Origin of the sequence: Streptomyces sp. NPDC046931 (assembly GCF_040644655.1) — a bacterium.
Lineage (GTDB): Bacteria > Actinomycetota > Actinomycetes > Streptomycetales > Streptomycetaceae > Streptomyces.
This window is the reverse complement of the sequence record NZ_JBEYWX010000014.1, coordinates 30,364-54,482: the sequence shown is the minus strand read 5'-3', so window position 1 is coordinate 54,482 and position 24,119 is coordinate 30,364. Positions and strand designations below refer to the sequence as shown.

General features: G+C 71.1%; 23 protein-coding genes. 21 read left to right on the top strand and 2 right to left on the bottom strand.

Going from position 1 to position 24,119, the window contains the following annotated elements; genetic code table 11:
• Window positions 1-5 precede the first annotated feature (5 nt).
• From ABZ876_RS23435 to ABZ876_RS23425, 3 genes are all read left to right on the top strand, one after another.
• On the top strand, window positions 6-833 hold the full coding sequence (locus ABZ876_RS23435) for a restriction endonuclease (protein ID WP_361784416.1): 828 nt from the start codon (window positions 6-8) through the stop codon (window positions 831-833).
• A gap of 226 nt (window positions 834-1,059) precedes the next feature.
• Window positions 1,060-1,620 carry a hypothetical protein gene (locus tag ABZ876_RS23430; protein WP_361784413.1) on the top strand — a complete coding sequence of 187 codons (561 nt, stop codon included), beginning with the start codon at window positions 1,060-1,062 and terminating at the stop codon, window positions 1,618-1,620.
• Window positions 1,621-1,702: 82 nt separating this feature from the next.
• Complete coding sequence (locus ABZ876_RS23425) at window positions 1,703-2,197, top strand: PaaI family thioesterase (protein ID WP_361784410.1); 495 nt, start codon at window positions 1,703-1,705, stop codon at window positions 2,195-2,197.
• Between the two features lie 67 nt (window positions 2,198-2,264).
• Here the strand turns inward: ABZ876_RS23425 and ABZ876_RS23420 are convergent, their stop codons facing one another.
• Window positions 2,265-2,567, bottom strand: a complete 303-nt coding sequence (locus ABZ876_RS23420; RefSeq protein WP_361784407.1) for a hypothetical protein — start codon at window positions 2,565-2,567, stop codon at window positions 2,265-2,267.
• Window positions 2,568-2,886: 319 nt separating this feature from the next.
• On the opposite strand from ABZ876_RS23420, the gene ABZ876_RS23415 reads away from it, so the two are divergent.
• The 3 genes from ABZ876_RS23415 to ABZ876_RS23405 all read left to right on the top strand — a co-directional run bounded on the left by ABZ876_RS23415 (window position 2,887) and on the right by ABZ876_RS23405 (window position 5,180).
• The gene (locus tag ABZ876_RS23415; RefSeq protein ID WP_361784811.1) at window positions 2,887-3,681 is read left to right on the top strand and encodes an SDR family oxidoreductase; all 795 of its coding nucleotides are present in this window, start codon (window positions 2,887-2,889) and stop codon (window positions 3,679-3,681) included.
• Between the two features lie 138 nt (window positions 3,682-3,819).
• Window positions 3,820-4,362, top strand: a complete 543-nt coding sequence (locus tag ABZ876_RS23410) for a hypothetical protein (protein ID WP_361784404.1) — start codon at window positions 3,820-3,822, stop codon at window positions 4,360-4,362.
• Between the two features lie 89 nt (window positions 4,363-4,451).
• Window positions 4,452-5,180: a DUF3566 domain-containing protein gene (locus ABZ876_RS23405; protein ID WP_361784401.1), complete on the top strand. Its 729-nt coding sequence runs from the start codon at window positions 4,452-4,454 to the stop codon at window positions 5,178-5,180.
• 103 nt (window positions 5,181-5,283) lie between these two features.
• Here ABZ876_RS23405 and ABZ876_RS23400 read toward each other — a convergent pair whose 3' ends face one another.
• A complete protein-coding gene (locus tag ABZ876_RS23400) occupies window positions 5,284-7,077 on the bottom strand; it encodes an AMP-dependent synthetase/ligase (protein WP_361784398.1) in 1,794 nt (597 codons plus the stop codon).
• Between the two features lie 679 nt (window positions 7,078-7,756).
• Between ABZ876_RS23400 and ABZ876_RS23395 the strand changes: the two genes are divergently transcribed.
• The 15 genes from ABZ876_RS23395 (at window position 7,757) to ABZ876_RS23325 (ending at window position 24,100) form a co-directional block, all read left to right on the top strand.
• Window positions 7,757-9,175, top strand: a complete 1,419-nt coding sequence (locus tag ABZ876_RS23395; RefSeq protein WP_361784395.1) for a transcriptional regulator — start codon at window positions 7,757-7,759, stop codon at window positions 9,173-9,175.
• 600 nt (window positions 9,176-9,775) lie between these two features.
• Window positions 9,776-10,480, top strand: coding sequence for a 3-oxoacyl-ACP reductase FabG (gene fabG / locus ABZ876_RS23390; RefSeq protein WP_361784392.1), 705 nt, complete (start codon window positions 9,776-9,778; stop codon window positions 10,478-10,480).
• 192 nt (window positions 10,481-10,672) lie between these two features.
• Window positions 10,673-11,821 carry a beta-ketoacyl-[acyl-carrier-protein] synthase family protein gene (locus ABZ876_RS23385; RefSeq protein ID WP_361784389.1) on the top strand — a complete coding sequence of 383 codons (1,149 nt, stop codon included), beginning with the start codon at window positions 10,673-10,675 and terminating at the stop codon, window positions 11,819-11,821.
• On the top strand, window positions 11,818-12,363 hold the full coding sequence (locus ABZ876_RS23380) for a beta-ketoacyl synthase chain length factor (protein WP_361784386.1): 546 nt from the start codon (window positions 11,818-11,820) through the stop codon (window positions 12,361-12,363). The genes ABZ876_RS23385 and ABZ876_RS23380 overlap by 4 nt, the downstream gene beginning before the upstream one ends.
• Window positions 12,360-12,863, top strand: coding sequence for a hypothetical protein (locus ABZ876_RS23375; RefSeq protein ID WP_361784383.1), 504 nt, complete (start codon window positions 12,360-12,362; stop codon window positions 12,861-12,863). The genes ABZ876_RS23380 and ABZ876_RS23375 overlap by 4 nt, the downstream gene beginning before the upstream one ends.
• Before the next feature lie 92 nt (window positions 12,864-12,955).
• Entirely contained in the window at window positions 12,956-13,591 is a 636-nt protein-coding gene (locus ABZ876_RS23370) for a non-oxidative hydroxyarylic acid decarboxylases subunit B (RefSeq protein WP_361784380.1), read from the top strand.
• Entirely contained in the window at window positions 13,588-15,060 is a 1,473-nt protein-coding gene (locus tag ABZ876_RS23365) for a UbiD family decarboxylase (protein WP_361784377.1), read from the top strand. The genes ABZ876_RS23370 and ABZ876_RS23365 overlap by 4 nt, the downstream gene beginning before the upstream one ends.
• A gap of 275 nt (window positions 15,061-15,335) precedes the next feature.
• On the top strand, window positions 15,336-15,824 hold the full coding sequence (locus ABZ876_RS23360; protein ID WP_361784375.1) for a MaoC family dehydratase N-terminal domain-containing protein: 489 nt from the start codon (window positions 15,336-15,338) through the stop codon (window positions 15,822-15,824).
• Window positions 15,796-16,236: a MaoC family dehydratase gene (locus ABZ876_RS23355; RefSeq protein WP_361784372.1), complete on the top strand. Its 441-nt coding sequence runs from the start codon at window positions 15,796-15,798 to the stop codon at window positions 16,234-16,236. Before ABZ876_RS23360 ends, ABZ876_RS23355 begins: the two co-directional genes overlap by 29 nt.
• Window positions 16,237-16,387: 151 nt before the next feature.
• Window positions 16,388-17,311 carry a 3-oxoacyl-ACP synthase gene (locus ABZ876_RS23350; RefSeq protein WP_361784369.1) on the top strand — a complete coding sequence of 308 codons (924 nt, stop codon included), beginning with the start codon at window positions 16,388-16,390 and terminating at the stop codon, window positions 17,309-17,311.
• 112 nt (window positions 17,312-17,423) lie between these two features.
• Window positions 17,424-18,503 carry a C45 family peptidase gene (locus tag ABZ876_RS23345; RefSeq protein WP_361784366.1) on the top strand — a complete coding sequence of 360 codons (1,080 nt, stop codon included), beginning with the start codon at window positions 17,424-17,426 and terminating at the stop codon, window positions 18,501-18,503.
• The gene (locus ABZ876_RS23340) at window positions 18,500-19,336 is read left to right on the top strand and encodes a 4'-phosphopantetheinyl transferase superfamily protein (protein WP_361784363.1); all 837 of its coding nucleotides are present in this window, start codon (window positions 18,500-18,502) and stop codon (window positions 19,334-19,336) included. Before ABZ876_RS23345 ends, ABZ876_RS23340 begins: the two co-directional genes overlap by 4 nt.
• A gap of 1 nt (window position 19,337) precedes the next feature.
• Complete coding sequence (locus tag ABZ876_RS23335) at window positions 19,338-20,831, top strand: lyase family protein (protein WP_361784360.1); 1,494 nt, start codon at window positions 19,338-19,340, stop codon at window positions 20,829-20,831.
• 11 nt (window positions 20,832-20,842) lie between these two features.
• Window positions 20,843-22,513, top strand: a complete 1,671-nt coding sequence (locus ABZ876_RS23330; protein WP_361784357.1) for an AMP-binding protein — start codon at window positions 20,843-20,845, stop codon at window positions 22,511-22,513.
• 90 nt (window positions 22,514-22,603) lie between these two features.
• The gene (locus tag ABZ876_RS23325) at window positions 22,604-24,100 is read left to right on the top strand and encodes an NAD(P)/FAD-dependent oxidoreductase (RefSeq protein ID WP_361784354.1); all 1,497 of its coding nucleotides are present in this window, start codon (window positions 22,604-22,606) and stop codon (window positions 24,098-24,100) included.
• Window positions 24,101-24,119: the final 19 nt, after the last annotated feature.

Below are 24,119 nucleotides of genomic sequence, written 5' to 3'. Positions count from 1 at the left end.
ACCACGTGGCAACGCCCGTCCGCCGTACCCGACCGATGAACCGGCGCTCCTTCGACCTCCGCTCCACCGCCGTGTTCTTCGGCCTTCTCGGCGCCGTGATCGCCCTGCTGGGCCTGGCGGCCCGTACGGCGATCAGCGTCGTCGAGGCCCGGCCCGTCTGGGCCGTCGTCCTGGGAGTCCTCACCGTCGCGGCCGCTCCGGCTCTTCGACGGCGCCCACGGAACCGGATCTCCGCGGCCCGGACGGTTCGCGAAGCGACCGCCGCGCTCGACGAGGCGACCCGAACGGCGATCGACGCGCTGGACGACCCGCTCCTTCCCGGCCCGGAGCCGGCCGTTTCGCCCACGGCGGTGGCTCCGCCCCTTGCGCCGGACGAGCGGACCGGGGCCGACGAGCCGGCTGCCGATCACCCGCGCGCCGGGGCCGTCGACTACGACGCCTTGGACCCCGACGAGTTCGAGCAGGCGATAGCCGCTCTGTGCGAGCGCGACGGATGTGCGCGGGTGGAGGTCGTCGGCGGAGCCGGGGACCTCGGTGCCGATGTCGTGGCCACGGCCCCGGACGGAAGCCGTCTCGTCATCCAGTGCAAGCGCTACGGAGAGGGCAACCGGGTCGGCTCCCAGGATCTTCAGCGCTTCGGTGGCACCTGCTTCACCGTCCACGAGGCGGACATCGCCGTCGTCGTCACCACCAGCGGCTTCACCGCCCCGGCAAGGGACTACGCCGAGCAGTGCGGGATCGTGTGCTGGGACCGGGAGGACCTGGAGGCCTGGGGCGGCCGAACGGGGCCGGAGCCGTGGCGGGCTCCTACGGGCGACGGGGAGACGGGGTGACCCCGCGCAGGCGACGCGAGCGGATGCACACGAGCCTCCACCGGCCATTCGCTCGGCTCGTGCACCCCATAAGGCACGCCCATCACCGCCGTGGCCCGACGTTCTTCCCGTGGTGCGATGGGCGCATGGAGTTGCGGGAGCTGCACGCCTTTGCCGCGGTGGTGGAAGAGGGTGCTTTCTCGGCGGCGGCCCGCCTGCTGCACGTCAGCTCAGGCAGAAGCCGCTGGTGCGCAGCAACACCGGCGTGCGCCCCACCGACGCGGGTGCGGCGCTGCTCGGGGAGGCGCGTGTCCTGGCGCGGCACGATCAGGCGCTGCGCACGATGACCCGGTACACCGGAGGGGGAGGCGGCATCGTGCGGATCGGCATTCCCCTGGAGCTCCCGTCGCGTCTGCTGAGCCCCGCGCTCGCGGGGCCGGCCGGGGCCGAGGGCATCGCGCTGGATGCGTCGGCCGGTCTCCAGTGGGCGGCCTTCCCCCGCTCGGACAGCCCCGCCTGGTACGACGAGCTGACCGCGATCCTGCGCAGCCACGGTCTCGATCCGGGGGCGGTGGCTCCCGAGGGGCAGCGGCTGATCGGTGAGACGAGACTGGCGGCCGTCAGCGCCGGCCGGGCCTTCGCGCCGGCGCCAGCGGACTGGTCGCAGCCCATTCCCGAGGGTGTGGCCTGGTCGCCGCTGATCGGCCACCCGCTCATCCGCCGCACATGGGCCGTGTGGCCGGCCGGCTCACGGCGGCAGGACCTGGGACGCCTCATCGCCGCCTTCGAACAGCCGGCCGACGACTGATCACCGCTGACTTTCGTCATTGACAGTCAGCCTGGGGGCAGTTAGCGTCGCCTGGCGAAGTCGGAAGAGGAGGCCCCGGAACATGGGGAGATCACGTACATACGTGTGGGACGACCCCGCGGTCACGGCGGAGGCCGCGGGCCGCACGTCCGGTCTCGAGGTCCTGCGCGAGATACTCGCCGGGCGTCTGCCGGCCGCGCCCCTCGCCGCGACCCTGGGCATGGCGCTGCTGGAGGTGGAGCGGGGTCGTGCGGTGTTCTCGCTGGTCCCGGGTGAGGAGCACTACAACCCGATCGGCAGCGTGCACGGCGGCGTCTACGCGACCCTCCTCGATTCCGCGGCCGGATGCGCCGTCCACTCCACCTTGCCCGAGGGCATGGGCTACACCTCGCTGGATCTGACGGTGAAGTTCCTGCGCCCGGTCACCGTCGACACGGGTGAGGTACGGGCCGTGGGCACCGTGCTCAGCAGCGGCCGTCGCACCGCCCTTGCCCAGGCCCAGCTGTTCGACGGAGCGGACCGTCTGCTCGCCCACGCCACCAGCACCTGCGTCCTGTTCCCGACGTCCGGGTCCTGAGCGGCCGCCGCGGTTCGCTCGCCCACCCATCCGTCCCCTCACCGGCGAGGCGCGGCGGATGCCCCGCTCAGTACCCGGGGAAGAGCGAGCGCAGATCCGGCAGCCTGGCTGCGCCGGTCAGGTGACGTCGTCCGCCTCGGGCCGGTTGCGGCCGTAGACCAGGCGCAGCACCGCCTCCGCGGGGACCCGAGAGGGTGCCGGTCGGCTCGGCGGGCTCGCACGGGTAGATGTGCGGTTCGGCCCCCAGGAGCAGGCACAGTTCCTGGCAGGACAGGTCCTCGACCGCAGCGGCCAGGCGCCCGGAACCGGCGCGCAGCGCCGACAGCCAGGAGTCGGGGCAGGCCGTGGCGGGGGTGACGGCTTGTGTCATGGCTCCCCCTTCGCCCCGGTCGGCCGGGTTCGTGCTGCCCCGTCCGACGCCCTGGAAGCCGGACCGGTCGCATTCGCCGCCCGGCGCTACCTGACCATGTATCAGATTCATGGCTGCCGCGTCCCTCCCTGGGTTCCACGGGCTCGGGGCCGTTCCGGCCGCGGGGGAGGCGTCCGGCCCCGCGGGCGGGGTCACCCCGTCCCCCGGGGGCCGCGAGGACGGAGCGGCCATCCGGGGGCCATGGTCGCGTAAGTCCCATGTCGACACGACCGCGCGGGTACTCAAGACCAGGGCACGCACACGAAAGGGCTGGGACGAGATGCAGATCGATCTGAAGGGCCGTACCGCACTGGTCACCGGCTCCACTCAGGGCATCGGTGCGGCGATCGCCACCGGACTGGCCCGCGCCGGGGCCAGAGTGGGTGTCAACGGCCGTTCCGCCGAGCGCGTGGCGGACAGCATCGCCCGGCTGATGCGCGAGGTGCCCGGAGCCGATGCGGTGCCCGTCGCCGCGGACGTCACCTCCGAGGAGGGCGCGCGCCAGGCGGTGGAAGCACTGCCGCACGTCGACATCCTTGTCAACAACCTCGGTATCTTCGGCGCCAAGGACCCCCTGGAGATCACCGATGAGGAATGGCGACGCTACTTCGAGGTGAACGTACTGGCCGCGGTGCGGCTGACCCGTCTGTATCTGCCGGGCATGAGCGAACGCGGCTGGGGACGCGTCCAGTACATCGCCAGTGACTCGGCCGTCGTCATCCCGGCCGAGATGATCCACTACGGCATGTCCAAGACGGCGCTGCTCGCGGTCAGCCGGGGGTTCGCCAAACAGGCCGCGGGCACCGGTGTCACGGTGAACTGCGTCATCGCGGGGCCCACGCACACGGGAGGCGTCGAGGACTTCGTCTACGAACTCGTCGACCGGGAACTGCCCTGGGACGAGGCGCAGCGTGCCTTCATGCGCGAGCACCGGCCGCAGTCGCTGTTGCAGCGACTGATCGAACCGGAGGAGATCGCCCACATGGTCGTCTACCTCAGCTCCGAACAGGCCTCGGCCACCACCGGGGGCGCACTGCGTGCCGACGGCGGATACGTCGACTCCATCCTGCCGTGAACCGGTACCGCTCCGCAGTGCGCTGAGATGCGGAACCACGGGTGTGCACATAGCGTCTGAACCGCACCTCAGTGGGGGACGGCACCGGGCGCCGCGTCGTCGTGCGCGGTGCCCGTTCGGCGCGGGAGGCCGTAGACCATGCGCACCACAACAACCCCCCGCCGTGGACCGGCCCGGACGCCGCTCGTACGGCGGTGGCGGCAGGCAGCGGACCGGCATCTCAATCCGGTGCAGCGATCCCTGCTGGTGACATGGGTGTCCTTCGGGCTCACCTTCGGCGCCGTGCGGGTCATCACACACGGCATCCGCGGGGGATGGCTGCCCTTGGGAAACGTCTCCGCGGGCGGAGAGCACCTGCACCACTACAACTTCGGGATCGCCACGCTCGCCGGTCTCGGCCTGATCGCGGTGCGTGGGGACGAGCGGGCCGTCGGACACCCCGCGGTGGCGGCCGCCTACGGCTGCGGGACCGCGCTGATCTGCGACGAATTCGCGCTGCTCCTCGACCTTCAGGACGTCTACTGGGCCAAGCAGGGCCGGATCAGCGTCGATCTCTCCCTCGGAGTGCTGTCGGTGCTGGGTGCCTACCTGACGGCCAGGCCCTTCTGGCACGAGATCGGCCGCATCACCGGCCGCCATCTCGCCTCGGCGGCCACGGGGGGAGTACGGGCTGCGGCCTGAGGTTCCGACCGCACCGTCGGCGGCGCTCGCCCGACCGGACACATCCGACGATGCCGCGAGCGGCGTTGCGTGAGGCAGGAGGAGGATGGATGAGTCAGGGTGAGCGCCCCGCGGGTTCCGCACGGTGGCAAGCCGCCGGAAGCGGCGCCTTCGGCACGGACGACGGTGCACGGGGCGAACGGCTCCGCCACCCCCACACCGCGCCGGGGACCGGGGAGACGGCCGGGGCCGGCCCCCCGACGGCCAAGGGCAGCGGGGAGGGCCGGCCCGACGACACCACCGTCACACCGCACCCTCCGGAACGGGCGCGCGGGCAGGTTGCCGGCACCGCCGCGGCGAACGGGCCGCCGGAACGCCGGGACGGGCAGCCGCCCGCGGCCCCATGGCGTGACGGCGGCACAGTGTCCGAGGCATTTGCCGACGCCCCTCGACGGCGGCCGGGCACCGGCCGCGTACCACGGTGGCGCAAGGCACGGATGCGGATATCCAAGGCCGACCCCTGGTCGGTGATGATGACGAGCTTCCTGGTGTCGACCGGGCTGGGCCTGTGCGTGATCGTGGCAGTGTCGGCGGTCACGATGATGATGAGCGTGCTGGGCCAGGAACCGGTGCTGTCGCTGGGCTGGGAACTCACCCTCGCCCTCACCGTCGCCGTCGTGGCGGTGGAGGTCGCACTGGCCACCGCCCTCGCGACGCTGGCCGCCTTCCTGTTCAACTGGTCGTCGGGCTTCGCCGGCGGGGTCGAGGTCACGCTGGCCGAGGACCTCCCGCCCCGGCAGGAAACCGGCCCCGACAGCGCACCGGACCAACAGCGGTGAGGCGGCCGTGTCAGTGCTGTGCGGGTGGGCAACACGAAGAAGCCTTCGGCGTGTTGGCCGAAGGCTTCTTCGTATCGGCTGCCGGCGACGGCTGTCGCCTCACTCAGCGGCTGTAGAGGGATTCGACCTCGTCCGCGAAGTCCCGTAGCACCACGTTCCGCTTCAGCTTCAGGGACGGGGTCAGATGGCCCGAGGCCATGGTGAACTGGGCATCCAGGATGCGGAACTTGCGCACTGATTCGGCTTTGGAGACAGCTGCGTTTCCGTCGTCCACCGCGCGCTGTATCTCGGCGAGGAGCTCGGGGTCGTCGCGCAGCTCCGCCGGGGACGCCCCCTTGGGCTTGTTGTTCTGCTCGGCCCAGCGCGGCAGGAACTCCTCGTCGATGGTCACCAGGGCACCGACGAAGGGCTTGCCCTCGCCGACCACCATGCACTCGGCGATCAGCGCATGAGCCCGGATACGGTCCTCGATCACGGCCGGGGCGACGTTCTTGCCTCCCGCGGTGACGATGATCTCCTTCTTCCGGCCGGTGATGCGGAGGTAGCCCTCCTCGTCCAGGGAGCCGATGTCGCCGGTGTGGAACCAGCCGTCGACGAGGGATGCCGCGGTCGCCTCCTGGTTGTTCCAGTAACCCGTGAAGAGGTGCTCGCCGCGCAGCAGAACCTCGCCGTCCTCGGCGATGCGCACCGTGCTGCACGGCAGCGGCAGGCCCACCGTGCCGATCTTCTGCCGGTCCCACGGATTGAGGGTGGTCGCGGCGCAGGATTCCGCAAGACCGTAGCCTTCGAGCACGGTGAAGCCGAGTCCGCGGTAGAAGTGCCCGAGGCGCTCGCCGAGCGGGGCGCCCCCGGAAATGGCGTGCCGGGCGCGCCCGCCGAGAACCGCGCGCAGCCTGCCGTAGACCAGCCGGTCGAAGAGCTTGTGCCGCAGCCGCAGCGGGAAGCCGGGCCCGGACGAGGTCTCCAGGGCCTTGCTGTACTCGATCGCCGTGTCCACGGCCTGGTCGAAGACCTTGCCCTTGCCGCTCGCCCGTGCCTGGGCCCGTGCCGAGTTGTACACCTTCTCGAAGACGCGGGGCACGCCCAGCAGGAAGGTGGGCCTGAAGGAGGCGAGTTCCTCGGTGACGTCCTTGATGTCACTGACGTGCCCGAGTTTCACCGGTGCCATCATGGCTCCGACCTCGACCACCCGGCCCAGGACGTGCGCGAGCGGCAGGAAGAGCAGGACGGAGGAGTCCTCTGCGAAGATCGGCTTCATCCGCGCGATCGTGTTGCCGCACTCCGCCAGGAAGTTGCGATGGGTGAGCAGACAGCCCTTCGGACGACCGGTGGTGCCGGAGGTGTACACGATGGTGGCGAGCGAGTCCGCACCGGCCGTTCCGATACGTTCGTCCACCTGAGCATCCGTCACATCACCGCCCAGCGCGACCAGTTCGTCGACGCCGCCCGCCTCGATCTGCCAGAGGTTCTTCAGCAGGGGGATCCGCTCCCGCACCTGCTCCACGATCGCCTGGTGTGTCCCGGTCTCCACCACGCAGGCAACCGCGCCCGAGTCACCGATGACCCACTCCACCTGCTCGGCGGAGGAGGTCTCGTAGACGGGGACGGAGACCGCCCCGGCACTCCAGATGGCGTAGTCCAGCAGCGTCCACTCGTAGCGGGTCCGGGACATGAGCGCCACCCGCTCCCCGGGCTGGACACCGGAAGCGATGAGCCCCTTGGCGACGGCGCGTACTTCGGAGAGGAAGGCGGCGGCGGTGACATCCCGCCACTGTCCGGACACCTTGCGGGCGAGCACCGCTCGATCGGGGAACTCGACCGCGTTACGGACGACGACCTGCGCGAGGTTGCCGTCGGGGAGAACGTCGTATAAGGCCGGAACGCTGAACTCACGCAAGGCGGTTGCTCCTTGTCGGCGTCGACATCGGTGTCGGCTGCGGCGTGGGGGGCCGCGTCAAGGGCTTGCGTTCGACGGCCCGAACGGTACCAGCCGTGATCGGACCTTACCAGCCGGTAGGTGAAGCCGAAAAGATGTCGGGCGTGCGTACTTCATGAAGGCGTTCCCCGCGTCTTCATCCTCACATGTTCGAGGGCTTGATCAGGAAGGCCCGATTCCTCTGTCATGGAGGGCATGCCCGATCCTAGTCTGTTCGCATGGCCCCACTACCGACCGGTAATGACGAACACAGCTATCTCGTGGGCCAGTTGAGGGGGAGGTATGTGTGCGTGCCGAGAGAGCGAGCGGAGACCCGTTCCGCGGTGTCCGGCTGCCGGGGCCCGCCCGGCGGCGCCGCGTCCCAGCGCCTCGTCCGGTTCCGGTTCAGGCCGGCGTCGGACCGGGGCTCTCTCAGCGGCACGCGGCTGAAACGTGACGGTTCCAAGAAGGCCTCGGTGTGATCCATGCGAGGGAGCGGGTCCCTCGTGACCTCCTCGCGCGCCTCGCGTACGACACCGATTCGCCCTGCGTGATGTCCAGTTCCGCGTCTCGTACCACAGCCGACGACCTTCGATGCGACCGCCCGACCTTCGGGGGCGCCGGCAGAACGAAGAACGTTTCAACCGAGAGGTACCACGCAATGCACAGCCAAACAAGAACTGTAGCTTCGACGAACCGCCACCGCCATCCTCTGGCCGTTCTGCGCTCCAAGGCCGGTTTCACCCACGGCGAGTACGCCCGCCTGATCGCCAGGACACACGCGGAGCTCGGATTCGGCCAGATGGCCGCACGGCGCGAGAAGGTCTCCCGCTGGGAGTCCGGCCGTGCCGTTCCGGAGCGGACCGCCCAGCTCGCCATCGCGCACATCCACGCGGTTCCCTCCGAGGAGGTGCTGAGACTGGACTGGCCGGACTGGCTGCATCTGGCCAACGGGGACGCACGCCAACTGGAATTACCGTGGACCACATCAGCCGTCCCCGAAGCGATACTCGACGCGATCGCCGGGCGCGAGGAGACCCCGCAGGACTACCTCATGGCGACCGGCTGGGCAGCCAGGTCGCTGATGGAGAACTGGCTGGACGCCATGGCCGAGAAGATGGCGACGACGCATCCGGATTCCACCCCTCCTGCCTCAGCTCGGGTGCGGGGGCCCGGTCTGACCGGCGAGACCGAATCCGTGCTGGAGGCCTGCACCCGGCTCCGCACACTCCACCGGTTCGCGGCCAGCTTCACCGCGGGCTGGCTGGTGCCCGCCAGCGAATCCGAACTGCGCCACCTGGCCGACCACTTCCTCGCCGCGCCGGAGGCCCTGCACCACGGCAGGGAGCTGCTGGTCCTGGCGGCCGAGGGGCTGGCGGTGTGCGGCTTCATCGCCCGGCTCCAGGGCCAGCACGTCGCCGCGCAGCGGTACTACGTCGCCGCGCTGCGCTGCGCGACCGCGGCCAACGATCCCGAGACAGCGGCGGCGATCGTCACCCTGCACGCCGGCCAGTATCTGGATCTGCACCTGCACGAGGAGGCCGCCGAACTGCTCGAGGCGGTCAAGAAGCTGTTGCGCCGCAACCAGGTGCAGGTGAAGGACCCGACCCTGCTGGCGCTCTTCCAGACGCAGTCGGCCCGCGTCCATGCACAGCGCGGGGACGACCTGGGCCGCAGAAGGGCGCTGGCCGTGGGGCGTCAAGTGCTGATCACGGGGACCTCGTCGGCCGGCAGCCCGATCCTGCCGCAGCGGCTGCGGTCGGAGGACTGGCTCAGTTGCATGGACGCGGTCTCGCTGCTGGACCTCAGTCAGCCGGACCGTGCCATCAAGCACTTCGAGCCGGTGCTGTCCGAGCATCACCCGAACCTGGATCTGCCGCCGTGCGTCCACGCCATGTACCTGCTGCGCGCGGCCGAGACACAGGTCGCACTGGGAGACGCCACGGGCGGAGCGGAGTCCGCGAGCAGGGCGGCGACCCTGCTCGGCGGTGTGCGGGCTGCCGCCTCCGAGCGCGTACGGCTGGCCCTGCGTGCGTACGCGCATCTGCCGAAGGTCACCAGGTTCCTGGCCTCCGCCTAGGGTCTTTCGTTTGCACCAGACCCCGCGAGCCCGGCGTGATCCAAACGAGAGGCCCTAGCGCTGTCGCTCCCGGGCCGGCGGTCACCGCAGCGCGATGACGCGCGGGCCCAAGACACACAGCACCACTGACCACGAGAAGACGGAGGGACGAGGAGCCGGCTCCCGCGGCGGCACGGAACCCGGCCGCCCGGCACGTACCGGATCGTGCCGGGCGGCCGAGTGCTGTTCGGGACGGGAAGGGTGAGGGGGCGCGGGAGAGGGCTCGGACGAGCGGGGGAGAGCAGGGGAGGGGAGCGGTGGGGGCGCGTGGCCGGTCGCCCGTGAGGCCATCGCGCTCTGTAGCAACGCTTCCGGTGCCGAGTCAATGTGCCTCGGGGGTGCCCCGTGGAGCCGCCCGACCGCGAGGCACGTCCGAAGCACACGGGGGGATGTGGAAAATCCCCGGATGTTGCGATGAGATTTCGGTGCCCGTCCCGCGAAGCCACGCAGACCCCGATGACCGCGTACGCCAAGGACACGAGTATCGCCGTACGGCAGGGATCGGGCAGTGCTCCGGATGCTTTTCGCGACCATCACGACCATCAGGCTGGAGATTTGCCCATGAGCCGTTCTGTCCTGGTTACCGGCGGAAATCGTGGAATCGGTCTGGCCGTGGCACGGCGGCTCAGCGCCGGCGGTGACCGGGTGGCGGTGACCAGCCGTTCGGGCGAGGCGCCCGAGGGACTGTTCGCGGTTCCCTGCGATGTGCTGGATCCCGCCGCCGTGGACGAGGCGTTCGAGAAGGTCGAGGCGGCCCACGGCCCGGTCGAGGTCCTGGTGGCGAATGCGGGCATCACGCGGGACCGCCTGCTGATGCGCATGACCGAGGAGGACTTCACGTCGGTCATCGACACCAACCTCACCGGCACCTACCGGGTGCTCAAGCGCGCCGTGGGACGCCTGGTGCGGGCTCGGGGCGGACGGATCGTCGTCGTCTCCTCGACCGCCGCGCTGAGCGGAGTCGCGGGGCAGGCCAACTATGCGGCGTCGAAAGCCGGCCTGATCGGCATGGCCCGGTCACTCGCCCGTGAACTCGCCCCGCGCGGCGTCACGGTCAACGTGGTCGCGCCCGGCCTCACCGACACCGCGATGAGTGCCGCGCTCAGTGCGGAGCAGCGCAAGGGGATCGTGGGCCAGGTCCCGCTCGGCCGCATGGCGGACCCGGACGAGGTGGCCGCGGCGGTCGAGTTCCTCACCTCACCCGAGGCCGCCTACATCACGGGCGCGGTAATCCCCGTGGACGGCGGCATGGGAATGGGGCACTGATGTGCCCTCGGTCACGTTTGAATCGTGGGGCCGTCGCAGGGGAAGCGGTAAATCCCCAGTGACCGGACGCATTTATTTCCCAAAGGGTCGACAACAAATTCGGCTTCGCCCGGCCGAAAACCGACGAGGCCTTTTCCTCGGACCGACCGACATGACTCACGGGCGAATCGCACCGACGCTGGGAGGCTACAGGTGAACCCGCAGACTGGACCCGGCCGAACCGGCAGGAGGGTCGCCGTCACCGGGATGGCGGTCACCACGGGTTACGGGCATGGTGTCGACGTGCTGCGCGACGGGATCTACTCCGGTGTTCCCGCCTTCGTGCCCGTGACCCGATTCGACACGAGCAGGTACCGGGTCGGCGTCGCCGCGCAGGGCGCGGCCGAACTGGACCTCGACACAGAGCTGAAGACGCTCACCGAGGAGGCCTGCAAACAGGCCGGCCTCTCCCAGGAGGAGCGCCGGGACACGCTCCTGGTCGCGGCACGGCACGCGGATCCCGCCGTCTCCCGCCTGCCCAGGCAGGAACAGGAGTCCCGGCCCATCAGCGAGACCGCGCAGTGGCTGGCGCGCGAGTGCGGCTTCGGCGCCGCCGGACGCACCTACATCAACGCCTGCGTCGCCGCCAGCACCGCCATCGCGGAGGCGGGCGCCCTCATCTCCTCGGGCCGCCATGACCGCGTGGTCGTCGTCGCCGGTCATCTGGTGGATGCCGAGTCCTTCACCACCTTCAACGCCGGCAAGGCGCTGGCCGTCGACGGGCGGCTGAGGCCGTTCAGCTCCGGGCGCAAGGGGCTCCTGCTCGGCGACGGTGCCGGCGCGGTTGTACTGGAAGCGGCGGACGGCCGCGAGGAGATGCGCCCGCTGGCCTACCTGGACGGCTGGGGCATGGCGGGTGACGCGCACCATGTCTGCCAGCCGCACCCGCAAGGCCTCGGAATGGCCCGCTCGATAGAACTCGCCCTCGCCCGGGCCGGATTGGCGCCGCAGGACCTGGACTACGTCAACGCCCACGGCACCGGCACGCCGTACAACGACTCCGCGGAGACGGCGGGACTGCACCGCGCCTTCGGGGAGCACACGGAGCACATCCCCGTCAGCTCCACCAAGTCGATGCACGGACACGCCCTCCAGGCCGCGGGCATGGTCGAGTTCGTCATCTGCGTCCTGGCCCTTCAGTCCGGACTCCTTCCCGTCAACTCCGGCTATCTCGGTCCCGACCCGGACTGCCGGCTCGACCTCGTCCTCGACAGCCCGAGGGAGCGTGCGGCAGAGCATGTCATCAGCCTCAACTCCGCCTTCGGTGGCGCCAACACCGCACTGGTGGTGAGCGCCGCATGACCACGGCATCGAAGACCGCCACCCTGGAGCACGCCGTCTGGCCCACCGAGGGGGACCGCGAACAGCCGCCGAACCTGCCCGGGTTCACCGCCTCGCCGTTCGGCCCGATCATCGCCCACGTCGCGGACCGCTGTCTGAGCCGTCACTGGGGCGAGCCGCCCGCGCCGCCCGAGCGGGCCGGCCGTACCGCGATGGTCATGGTCTCCCGGCTCGGTGACATGGCCACGGAGGCCGCCGTCACCTCGTCGGTGGACTCCGGTACGAAGGCATCGCCGCTGCTCTTCTACCAGTCGGTGCCCAGCGCCGTCCTTGGCGTCGTCTCGGCGCGCTGGGGGCTCGGCGGTCCCGTCATCTGCATCAGCCCGGCCGGCGACCCGCTCGCCGAGGGCCTGGAACTCGCGGAGCTGCTGATCGAGGACGGCAGCGCGGCGGACGTTCTGTTGGTGCTGGTCGAACTGGCCACCCATGAAGGGGAGTCGGACCGGGCGGAGGCGCTCCTCGTGGGAGCCTCCGCACCGCACGGCGAGGAGGAAGGGGCATGACGGACACCAGCCTGGAGTTCCCGCTTTCCACCGAGATCGCGATGCTGCGGCAGTCCTGGTGGCTGCATGACGCCCGCTGGTACCAGGCGGTGAAGAGCCGGTTCGGCCAGGACGTGGCCAACGAACTCAACTCCGAGGTGATGAGGTTCGTCGCCCGGCGCGTCGCCACCCTCTACAGCCGGCGTCACCCCGTGCCCTCGGAGCCCACACCGAAGGAGGTGGCCGAGAGCCTCGAGGCGCTGGCCCGGCTGATGTTCTCCTCGATGGTGCGTCTCGACTCCGCGGAGTTCGACGACGACGGTACGTGGGAGAGCGTCGTCAGTGAGCACTTCGCGCTGAAGATGCTCGCGGCCAGCCGCTCGCTCGAGGGCTATCAGTGTCCGTGTCTGGAACTGCGCGCCGGCTGGTTCGAGGGCCTGAAGGTCAAGGCCGACGACGAGGTCGTCGAGTGCATGCGCGACGGGGCGGCGGCCTGCCGCTTCCGTGCCTGCCTGAAGTAGCCCTGCTACCGGCCGACGGGACGCGCCTGTCCGGGCCCGGACCCGGCCCCGGACAGGTTCGACAGCCACAACGAAGGAGCGAGGTAAAGGCGATGCGACTGGTCGTGGCCATCACCGGTGCCACCGGGGCGGTCCTGGGCGTCCGGCTGCTCGAGGAGCTGCGGCTCCACGAGGAGGTGGAGACGCACCTGGTGATGAGCCGGTGGGCGCGCTCGACCCTGAAGGTCGAGAGCGACTTGACGGCACGTCAGATGAGCGCGCTCGCCGATGTGTCGTACGCCCCCGACGACCAGGGGGCCGCGATCTCGTCGGGCTCCTTCCCGATGGACGGCATGGTCGTCATGCCGTGCAGCATGAAGACCCTGGCCGCCATCAGGACCGGGTACGCCGACGGCCTCGTCGCCCGGGCCGCCGACGTAACCCTCAAGGAACGGCGCAAGCTCGTCCTCGTGCCCCGTGAGACCCCGCTCGGCGACATCCACCTGGACAACCTGCTGGCGCTGTCCCGGATGGGCGCGGTGGTCCTGCCGCCGATGCTGACCTTCTACAACCGTCCGTCCACCGTCGACGACATGGTCGACCACATCGTCGCCCGGGTCCTCGACCAGTTCGGTATCGCCTCGCACCGTGCCCGCCGGTGGCGGGGGCTGCCGGACGCCACCTTGCCCGCGGCCGGCCTCGACCGTCAGCCCGTCATCGCGAACTCCCCCGGAGGGCCGACCCCATGAGCCATATCGTCGATCTGCGTGAGTACACCGACGCACTCGCCGCCCTCGGCGATCTGAAGACCATCAGCCGGCCGGTGAGCGCGGATCTGGAAGCGGCGGCCCACACCCGGCGCTCGTACGAACTACGAGCTCCCGCCCCCCTGTTCACCCACGTCGCCGAGGACCGGATCGGGATGCGGCTGTTCGGCGCGCCCGCCGGTGTGAGCGCCCGGCCGGACATGCCGCTGGCCCGGCTCGCCCTCTCGGTGGGCCTGCCGCCCGAGACCGACGCCGAGGCGCTGGTGGAGCATCTGGTGCGCACCCGCGACGCGGCGCCCGTGCCACCGCGGACAGTGCCGCGCGAGGACGCTCCGTGCAAGCAGAACGTGCTGCTCGGGGACGCGGCGACCCTGGACCACTTCGCCGTGCCCCGCATCCACGAGGAGGACGGCGGACGCTACCTCAACACCTGGGGCGTCATCATCGCCAAGACGCCCGACGGGAAGTGGACCAACTGGTCCATCTCACGGATCATGATGCTCGACGGCAAGCGCATGACCGGGCTGGTGGTGCCCCCGCAGCACCTCGGCCTGGTCTGGCAGGCCTGGGCCGAGCGGGGCGAGCCGATGCCGTACGCCCTGGTGCAGGGCGGCGCCCCGGCCATTCCCTTCGTGGGCGGCATTCCCCTGCCCCGGGGCGTGGACGAGGCCGGCTACATCGGCGCGCTGCACGGCGAGCCGCTCGACGTCGTCCGCTGCGAGACCGTGGACCTGGAAGTCCCGGCGCACGCCGAGGTGGTGATAGAGGGCCACCTCTCGCTCGGCCGGGACAGCCTGGAGGGGCCGTTCGGCGAGTACGCCGGATACGCCTCGACCCAGACCTCGTTGCAGCCGGTGTACTCGGTGGAGGCGATCACCTACCGCGACCGGCCGATCTGGCCGATCGTCGCCGAGGGCCGGCCGGCCGACGAGTACCACACCGTGACCGGTACCGGACGTGCCGCCAACGTGCTGCACGCCCTGCGGCGCGCGGGCCTGCCGGTCACCACGGTGTGGATGCCGTTCCTCGCGGCCATGCACTGGACCGTGGTCACCGTGCCCGAGGACTGGCGTGCCGCCCTCCCGGGCGTCGATTCCGCCGAGTTCGTACGGCGGATCGGCGAGGTCATGCACAACAGCGGAGGGCCCAGCGCGATGATGCCCGTCACCTTCGTGCTCGACGACGACATCGACCCCTCGAACGAGCCCGACCTGTTGTGGGCGCTCGCGACCCGGCTGCATCCGAAGGACCGGCGCGCGGCCTGGGACGGCGTGGTCCTGCCGTTCATGGCCTGCTACTCGGAGGAGGAACGCAAGGCGATGCGCGGCCCGAGCGTGGTCCACGACGGTCTGCTCCCCGCCTGGGGCGAGGGGCGGCTGCACCACAGTTCCTTCGCGCAGGCGTACCCGCCCGACATCCGCCGCAAGGTCATCGACCACTGGGACGACTGACCCTGCCCACCGACCGACTCCGCCCACCGACCGACTCCGCCGACCCACCGGTCACCCGGACCGACCGACCGTGACGGCCGCCCGGCCGCCCCACCCGACTCCCACGCCGGCGGAACCGACCGCGTGCGCAGACCGCGTGGAGCTGCCGGCCCGGTGCGCCGGGAACCGGACGCACTCTCCGGCCACCGCACCTCGCGACGGCCGACGACCGGGCACACAGGCCGCCCGCCGTATTCCGCTCGACACCCTGTTCGACTTCCCACCGATGGAGCGACATGGCGCTGAACCCGAAGTGCGTCGGGACGACGTACCCGCCCGCACAGCCCTACCCCGTGGAGCCGCAGACGATCCGGCGCTTCGCCGAGGCGGTGGGCGACCCCGCTCCCGTGTACACGGACCCGGCGGCGGCCCACAGCCTGGGGCACCCGGATGTGCTGGCGCCGCCCACCTTCCCGTTCGTCGTGGTCGCCCGGGCGATGGAGGAGGTGTTCCGCTACGAGGACATCGGCTTCGACCCGACCTATCTCATCCACGGCAACCAGCGGTTCGACTACACACGGCCGGTCCGGGCGGGCGACCGTCTGGTCACCACCCTGGAGATCACGGGGGCCCAGACGCTGCGCGGCCGGGACGTTCTCGGTCTGCGCGCCGATCTCGCGGACGCCGACGGCTCACACGTCGTCACCACACACATGACCTTCGTATCCCTGAGTGCCGTGGAGGGCGGTGAGCGCGATGACGACCAGCGTGACGATCAGCGCTGAGGACGTGGAGACCGGGACGGAACTCCCCGCCAGGACGGTCACGGTCACCCGCACCGACCTGGTGCGGTACGCGGGCGCCTCCGAGGACTTCAACCCCGTGCACTGGAACCCGAGGGTGGCGCGCGAGGCCGGGCTGCCCGATGTCATCGCCCACGGCATGCTCACCATGGCCGTGGCCGCCCGCACGGTCACCGACTGGGTGGGCGACCCGGGCGCGATCCTCGAGTACCGCACCCGCTTCAGCAAGCCGGTCGTGGTGCCGGACGACGAGGACGGCGCGACGGTCGAGGTCCGCGGCCGGGTCGCCGCGAAACTCGACGACGCCCGTGTCCGCATCGATCTCGTGGTGACCAGCGGCGGCACCAAGGTGCTAAGCGAGGCACGAGCGGTCGTACGGCTTCCCTCGCCGTGAGCACCGCCGCCCGGCCATCGGCGGACACCCGGCCCGTCAGCGGACGACCCCGCCAACGACCCCACGAACGACCCCATGACGAACGGGGACGCGTGCCGAGTGCGGCCGACGATCCCTCCTTCGACCGCCGATCGAACGGAATACAGGACGGATGAGCAGTTCACCGGCTTTCCTCGTCGCGCCCCGCTACGTCCTGGGCGAGAACGAGGAACCCCACACCGCCCTCGAGAACCTCGCAGCCCGTGCGGCCCACTACGGCATCCCCAATGCCCCCCGCACCTGGGGCTGGGGCAGCTACTTCCGCACCGGACGCAGCACGGTCGAGCTCGCCGTCGCCGGCGGCGACGCCACACTGCAGGCGTCCGGCACGGCACGTGCGTCGGTCGACGGGCTGATCGTGTGCACCAGTTCCTTCCCCGGCTCCGTCGACGACCACGCCGGGTTCCTCGGCGCCGTACTGAACGGACTCGCGCTGCCGGGAGTGTCGTTCGCCTGCGGAATGACGCTCAACCGGTGCAACAACCTGCTCGCGGCCCTTCACGTCGCCACGTCGCTCGTACGGGCCGGCAGCCAGCGCCGGATCCTCGTGGTCACCGCGGACCGGATCACCGACGAGGCCGCACGACTGGAGAAGTTCGCGCTGTTCAGCGACGGCGCGGCGAGCTGCCTGGTGAGCGCCGACGAGGGCCCCGACGGCTTCGCGGTCCTGGCGTCGGCCTCGGCGCAGGACGCCGATGTGCTCGGGCTGCGAGACCAGATCGACTCCCGGCTCGCCGTCGCCGTCAACGAGGAACTGGAGCGCGCGACCGGAATACCGCCGGAGAAGATCACCGCGTTGCTTCCCGCCAACCTGGTCCGGCCGCTGGTGACCATGAAGGAACGACAGGCGGGCTTCACCACCGCGCAGTTGCGCACCGGCAACATCGAGCGCCTCGGCCACTGTTTCGCCGCCGACCCCCTGATCAACCTCGTCGACCTCGTCGCCTCGGGCGAGGGGGAGCCCGACGGTCTGTATCTGCTGGCCTCCAGCGTTCCGGGCGCCCGCCACGGCGTCCTGCTCCGCAAGCTCACCTGACGTCGAAAAGAGGTGTCCGAATCATGGTTTGGGTCGGGATGAGGGCCGCCGCGGCCGCCGGGCCGACGCGCCGTACGCCGGCCGCCGGCCGCGCCGTCCGGGGGGTGGCACGGTGACCGCGACCGGTCCGGCCCCCTTCCTCCGGCTGACCGGTGACCCCTTCGAGCTCGGGCGGCAGCACGGCGCGGCCCGCGCCACGGCGCTGCGCGCCTTCCTCGACGACGGTCTCGCCCGGATGAACCACCTTCTGGACACCCCCGTCTCCCTGTCCTCGCTGAGCCCGACCCTCACGGCCTTCCGGAAGGAGATCGAAGCCGCCACGCCGGATCTGGCCGAGGAGATCCGGGGCCTCGCCGCCGGCGCGGGCATCAGCCACCAGGAGGCACTGCTGCTCCAACTGCGCCGGGAGATCACGGGCTACCGCAGCACCCGCCGTCCGAACGGCGACTGCACCACCTACGCCCGGGTGGACGGCGGCGGCCCCCACACCGTCCTGGCCCAGACGGTCGACCTGAACGGGAACCTCGACGACCAGACCTGTGTCCTGTCCCTCAGCAGGTCCGGGGCCCGGCGGGGTGTGCTGATGCTGAGCTTCGGCGGCCTGCTCGGCTACCTCGGGATGAACAGCGACGGCCTGGCGGTCGGCATCAACCTCGTCCTGGGCGGGCAGTGGCGGCCGGGCCTGCCGCCCTACCTCGCCGTCCGCCACGTCCTGGACAGCGCCGGGTCGGTGGAAGAGGCGCTGGACGTGCTCGCGCGGCTGCGGCTCGCCAGCTCCCGTTCGCTGACGCTGTGCGACTCCGGCGGCGCCGCCTGCGCGGAATTCCTGGACGGGCGGATGCATGTGGTGCGGGCCAAGCAGACCGTCCACACGAACCATTTCCTCCACCCCGAGTTCATTCCCTTCGACGAGCTGAACGTCTTCGCCAAGAACTCCTCGCTGCGCCGACTGGACGCCGCCACCGTCCGGTTGAGCGCTCTGCCGGAGTCGGCAGCCCCACGGGACCACCTCGCCCTGCTGACGACACCGCCGATCTTCGTGCCGGACAACGGCGACATCCGCCGCGAGCGCACCGTCGCGGTGGTGGCGATGCGGCCGGTCATCGGCGATCTGCACCTGCTGGGCTCCCGGCCGTCGGCATTGCCCCAGGTCTTCACGGCCGGAGAGATGAGCGGGGCGGCGGGCTCATGACGAACGGACGCACCACGTACGACGACACCGCCACCGGACACCGGACGACGGCGCCCTGTGTCGAAGGCTGGCTCGTCGACCTGCGCGCGGCGGAGCACACCTGGGACGACGAGGCCCGCCGCGGTGAACTGTCGGCGGAGGAGGCGCGGCGGGCGGAGCGGTTCCGCAGCCCCACCGCCGCGGTCACCTACATACGCGCGCGCTCCACCGTGCGCCGGGTGCTCGCCCGTACGCTCGGCGAGCATCCCGCGACGGTACGGCTCTCGGCCGCGCCGGGTGGCAGGCCCGCCCTGCCGGACCACCCGCAGTGGCACGTCAGCTGGTCGACGTCGGCGGGTGTGCTGCTGGTCGCGGTGCGCCGGGGCGAGCCGGTCGGCGTCGACGTCGAGGTGATGCGCACCGTTCCGTCGCCGGCCAGGGTGCTGCGGACCGTCTATCCGCACACGCCCGCGCTGGCGGAACTGGGCGAGCCCGAGGCGTTCTTCTCGGCCTGGACGTTGCTGGAGGCGGCGGTCAAGGCGACCGGGCGCGGCCTTGCGCGAGGCGGGCGGGACGTACGGCTGTACCGACCGCCCGGGGCGCGCCGCTGTGCCCTCGCCGGAATCCGCAACGCCGGAGGTGCGCCGTGGTGCGGCCGCACCGATCAGTACGAGGTGCCGTCGCCCCGTCCCGCCGTCCCCGCCACGCGGGTGATGACGGCAGTGGTGACCCGGGGCCACACCGCCCCGGCCGTCCGCCTGAACGCCTGGCGGCTCCCGCACGCCCGGCGCACGGAGTGCCCGGCGGGGCACTTGGCCGATCCCGTACGCAACGAGCAGAACAGCAGGAGGTGACATGTCCGCCGAGGAACAGACCCTGGCGCCCGGAACCGACTCCGGACTGCTCTCGCCCGTCTGGGCCGGCACACCGGTCGAAGCGGTCACCTCGGACGAGGCCTGGCTGTCGGCGATGGTCGAGTTCGAGGCCGCGCTCGCGACCGCCCAGGCCCGTCTCGGCGCGGTGCCGCAGGGCACGGCGGCGGCCATACGCGAGGCGGGGGCGAGCGGACGGCTCGCTCTGGTGGACCTGGCACGCCGGGGGCGGGAGGCCGCCAACCCGGTCGTGTACTTCGTCAAGAGGCTCACCGAGCTGGTCGCGGACATCTCCCCGGAGGCCGCCGGGCACGTCCACGCCGGCTCCACCAGCCAGGACGTCCTGGACTCGGCGGCCATGCTGGTCGCCACCCGGGCGCTCACACTGCTGCGGGACGACCTGGGCCGGATCCGCGCGGCCCTGGCCGCCCTGGCGCGCGACCACCGCACCACGCCCGCCGCCGCGCGGACGCTGACCCAGCATGCCGTGCCGACCACGTTCGGGCTCAGGGCCGCCACCTGGCTCACCCTGGTCGCCGACGCCCACGACCGGGTCGGCGCGCTGCTCGACCGCCGCCTGCCCGTCTCGCTCGGCGGCGCGGCCGGCACGCTGTCCGCCTACCACGACCACCTGCGAGCCGCCGGTGTTCCGGGGTTCCACCCCGAACTGCGGCTCGTGGAGCTGGTCGCGGACGAGCTGGGGCTGGCGGGGACCGCGCTGCCCTGGCAGGCCGTCCGCACCCCGATCGCCGATCTGGCCGGCGTCCTGGCCTTCGTGGGCGGAGCGCTCGGCAAGTTCGCCGCGGACGTCCTGGTGCTGTCCCGCACGGAGATCGCCGAGGTGGCGGAGCCGGCAGCGGCGGGCCGCGGCCAGTCCTCCGCGATGCCGCAGAAGCGCAACCCGGTTCTCAGCACGCTGGTCGCTGCGGCGGCGCGCCAACTGCCGGTGTACGCGCTGGTCCTCCAGCAGGCGGTGGTCACCGAGGACGAGCGGCCCGCCGGGGCGTGGCACGCCGAGTGGCAGCCGCTGCGTGAGTGCCTGCGGCTGGCCGGCGGCGCGGCGCACACGGCGGCCGAACTCGCCGAGGGCCTGGTCGTCTCCGAGGAGCGGGTCCGCGCCAACCTGGGGCTGACCGGGACCGGTCTGGTCGCCGAGCGGCTGTCCGTCGCGCTCTCCCCGGACCTCGGGCGACGTCAGGCGAAGGAGACCGTCACCCGTGCGGTGCGCTCCACGGAGGCCGGTGTTCCGCTGGCCGAGGCGCTGCGGCTGGCCCTGAAGGACACCGGACACGCGGACGGTCTGTCCACCCCCCTCGAGCAGTTGCTCGCCCCGGAGGACTACCTGGGAGCGGCCCTCCCCCTCACCGACCGCGCCGTGGACCGGGCCACCACCGTGGCCACCGAGGGCCCCGTGCCGGCCACCACGCCCCCGCACCCGTACACCCATCCCACCCCGTCGCACGATCGGGAAGACTAGGAGACTGCCAGATGATGATCAGTGAGGAACTCCGTCAGAAGATTCTCGCGGACAGGGCTCTGGGTGCGGGCAACGTGCTGCACCGGCTCACCGGGTACGGACGGTCCCTGGACGAGCAGGTGCTGTGGACGGACGGCTCCTGGCGCGCGCCCTGTGGCGACCACCCGGAGGTGCTGACGATCGGCGAGCTTCAGGAGGCCGTCGCCACCTACGCAGGCTTCTACCACCAGGCGGGAGTGCGGGCGAAGGACGCGGTCGCCATCGTCTCCACCTCCATCACCGACTTCGCCCTCAATCTGATGGCGCTCACCAGTCTCGGCGCGATCGCGTCCCTGGTGAACGCGAACATGCCGCCCGAGGTACGCCATGAGTACATCCGCCGCCAGCAGGTGGTCGGCGTGATGACCCGGGAGCCGTGGCACAAGGACCTGCTCCAGCACCTCGACGACGACCCCGCGCCGAAGTTCGTGGCGCTCCAGTCGGAGATCACCCCCGAGCACCGGGCGCACCGGCCGGAGAACTACCCGTTCCGCCACACCCCGACCGACCCGATCCTGATCTCCCACTCCTCGGGCACCACGGGCATCCCCAAGTCCGCCTTCCACACCCACGAGACGCTCTTCCACGGCGCGCTCAGCAGGCTGGAGGACGGCCAGGACTGCAGCACCCGCAAGCGGCTGCTCGCGCTGCCCGGCCACCATGTGTCGGCGATGTCGAACACCCTGCTCGGCCTGGTGCTCGGCGCGCCGCTGGTGCACTACACCGACCCCAGCGGCCCCGCCGTTCTGGACGGCATCGAGAAGCACCGCCCCACCATCGTGTTCGGCTTCACCCACACCTTCGCGGAGATGGCGGCCGAGGACCTGGCGGGCCGTGACCTGTCGAGCGTCGAGGCGTACTACGTCTCCGGGGACGCCGCGCACCTGGTGCACATCAAGCGCCTGCTGGAGAAGGGCTCGCACACCGTGACGGGCCGCGACCTGAAGCCCCACACGGCCCCCGGCGCGATCTTCATCGATATGTTCGGCTCCACCGAGATGGGCTATGTGCTGTTCGACTTCGCCCACCGCGCCGGCGGGCAGAACATCGGCCGCTGCATCGGCCGCCCGATGCGCTTCGCGCAGGCGGCAGCGCTCTCCGAGGACGGCACGGTGCTGCCGCCCGGACAGGTCGGACGGCTCGGTGTGCGGTCCCGGTCGCTGACCCCGGGCTTCTGGAACGACAACGTCCGCTGGCACAAGCAGTGGCTCGGCGGCTACTTCCTCACCGGCGACCTCGTCTACCGCGACGGCGCGAACAACTTCTACCACCTGGACCGCACCACCGACGCGATCCGCACCAAGGCGGGCATCGTGTACAGCGCCTACACCGAGGAGGTCCTGCTCGGGGAGTACCCCGAGATCCGCGACTGCACGGTGGTCGGCATGGCCGACGAGGGCGTGAAATTCGGCTGGGAGGACGACGGGGTGGCCGAGACCCATGTGTTCCTCACCCTCGTCGAGGGGACGAAGGCGCCGGAGGATCCGACCTCCTGGGTCAACGCGGCGCTGTCCAAGCTCGGTTTGCCCGAGATGGCGAAGGCGGTCGTCGTCGACGAGGACACCATCCCGGTCGGCATCACCGGCAAGGTCCTCAAGCGCATCGTGCGGGACAAGGCCAAGTCGATGGTCGGCGGGTGCTGACAGGCACCGCGTCCTGACCGGGGAGGCGGCCGGCCCGCCTCCCCGGTCACCGGAGGGTAGACCACCGCGGTCACCGGAGGGAGACATGGAATGAGCGTCGACTACGACGTGATCGTCATCGGCGCGGGCAACGCCGGGCTGAGCGCCGCGGCCACGCTGCAGCGCGGAGGAAAGCGGACGCTGCTGGTGGAGCGCCACAACGTCCCGGGCGGCGCGGCCACCTCGTTCGTCCGGGGCCGCTTCGAGTTCGAGGTGTCCCTGCACCAGCTCGGCGGCATGGGCGGCCCCGGCCCCCTGCGCGAGATACTGGACGAGATGGATGTGACGCGCAGGCTGCGGCTCATCCAGGACGACGAGCTGTACCGGACGGTCGTGCCCGGTGTGCTCGATGTGACACTGCCCGCCGACTGGCAGGGTGCGGTGGACGTGCTCGACAGCCACTACCCCGGCAACCGCGCCGCGCTCACCCGCTTTCTGGAGATCGTGCGTGACGTCGGCCTGTGGCAGCTGACCGCCCGCGCCAACCTGCACCGGCTCAAGGAGCAGGTCGAGTGGCTGTCCGGGCTGTCCGACGTGCGCCGCTACGGCCTGCGGACCTACCGGGAGGTGCTGGACGAGTTCTTCACCGACGAACGCCTGAAGTTCGTGCTGTCGTCGTACTGGAGCTACAACGGCCAGCTGCCGTCCCGTATGTCGTTCATGGACATGGCGCGGCTGCTCGCGCTTTTCATCGAGACCAAGCCGTACCAGATCGTGGGCGGCAGCCAGGCCCTGTCCTCGGCGATGCTGGAGTCCTTCCTGGAAGCCGGCGGCGAGGTCCGGTTCAACACGAGCGTCGAGAAGATCGTCACCCGGGGAGGCAGGGCCGTAGGGGTCCGCCTGGACGACGGAGCGACCGTCTCCTCCCGGCTGGTGGTGTCCAACGCGCCGTCGAGCACCACGTACACCCGGCTGCTCGACCCTGCGGACGTCCCGGCCGGTGTCCTGCGGGATCTGGGCTCCCGGCGCATGGGCCCGTCGGCCACCGCGCTGTATCTGGGCCTGGACGCGCCCGCGGCGGAACTCGGCTTCACCACGGCGACCAACTTCCTCACGACCGGCCTGGACGAGCGCACCGTGGCCCGGGGCATGCGTTCGCTGGAGCCCGCCCCCTTCCTGCTCGCCAGCTGCTACGACGTCCGGCCGACCGGGTTCGCGCCGCCCGGCGCCTCGCAGGTCAACCTGGTCACCATCCAGTACGCCGACCCATGGGAAGCGGTCCCGGTGCGGGACTACCAGCAGGCGAAGTCCGCGTACGCGGCCTCGCTGCTCGATCTGCTCAAGGCCATCGCACCCGGGGTGCGGGATGTGATCGAGGAGGCCGAGATCGCCACCCCGCTCACCTTCAAGCGCTACCTCAGCCAGCCCGGCGGCGCCATCTACGGCTTCGACCAGGACGCCATGGACAGCTGGCTGTTCCACGAGGACGACCTCAAGCCAAACGTTCCGGGACTGGTCCTGGTCAGCAACTGGGTCACGGCCGGCGGTTACAACTCGACCATCGTGACGGCGGCCCGGCTGTGCCGGCGGCTGCTGGCCGTCCTGTGACGCACCATCGAGCGGAGTC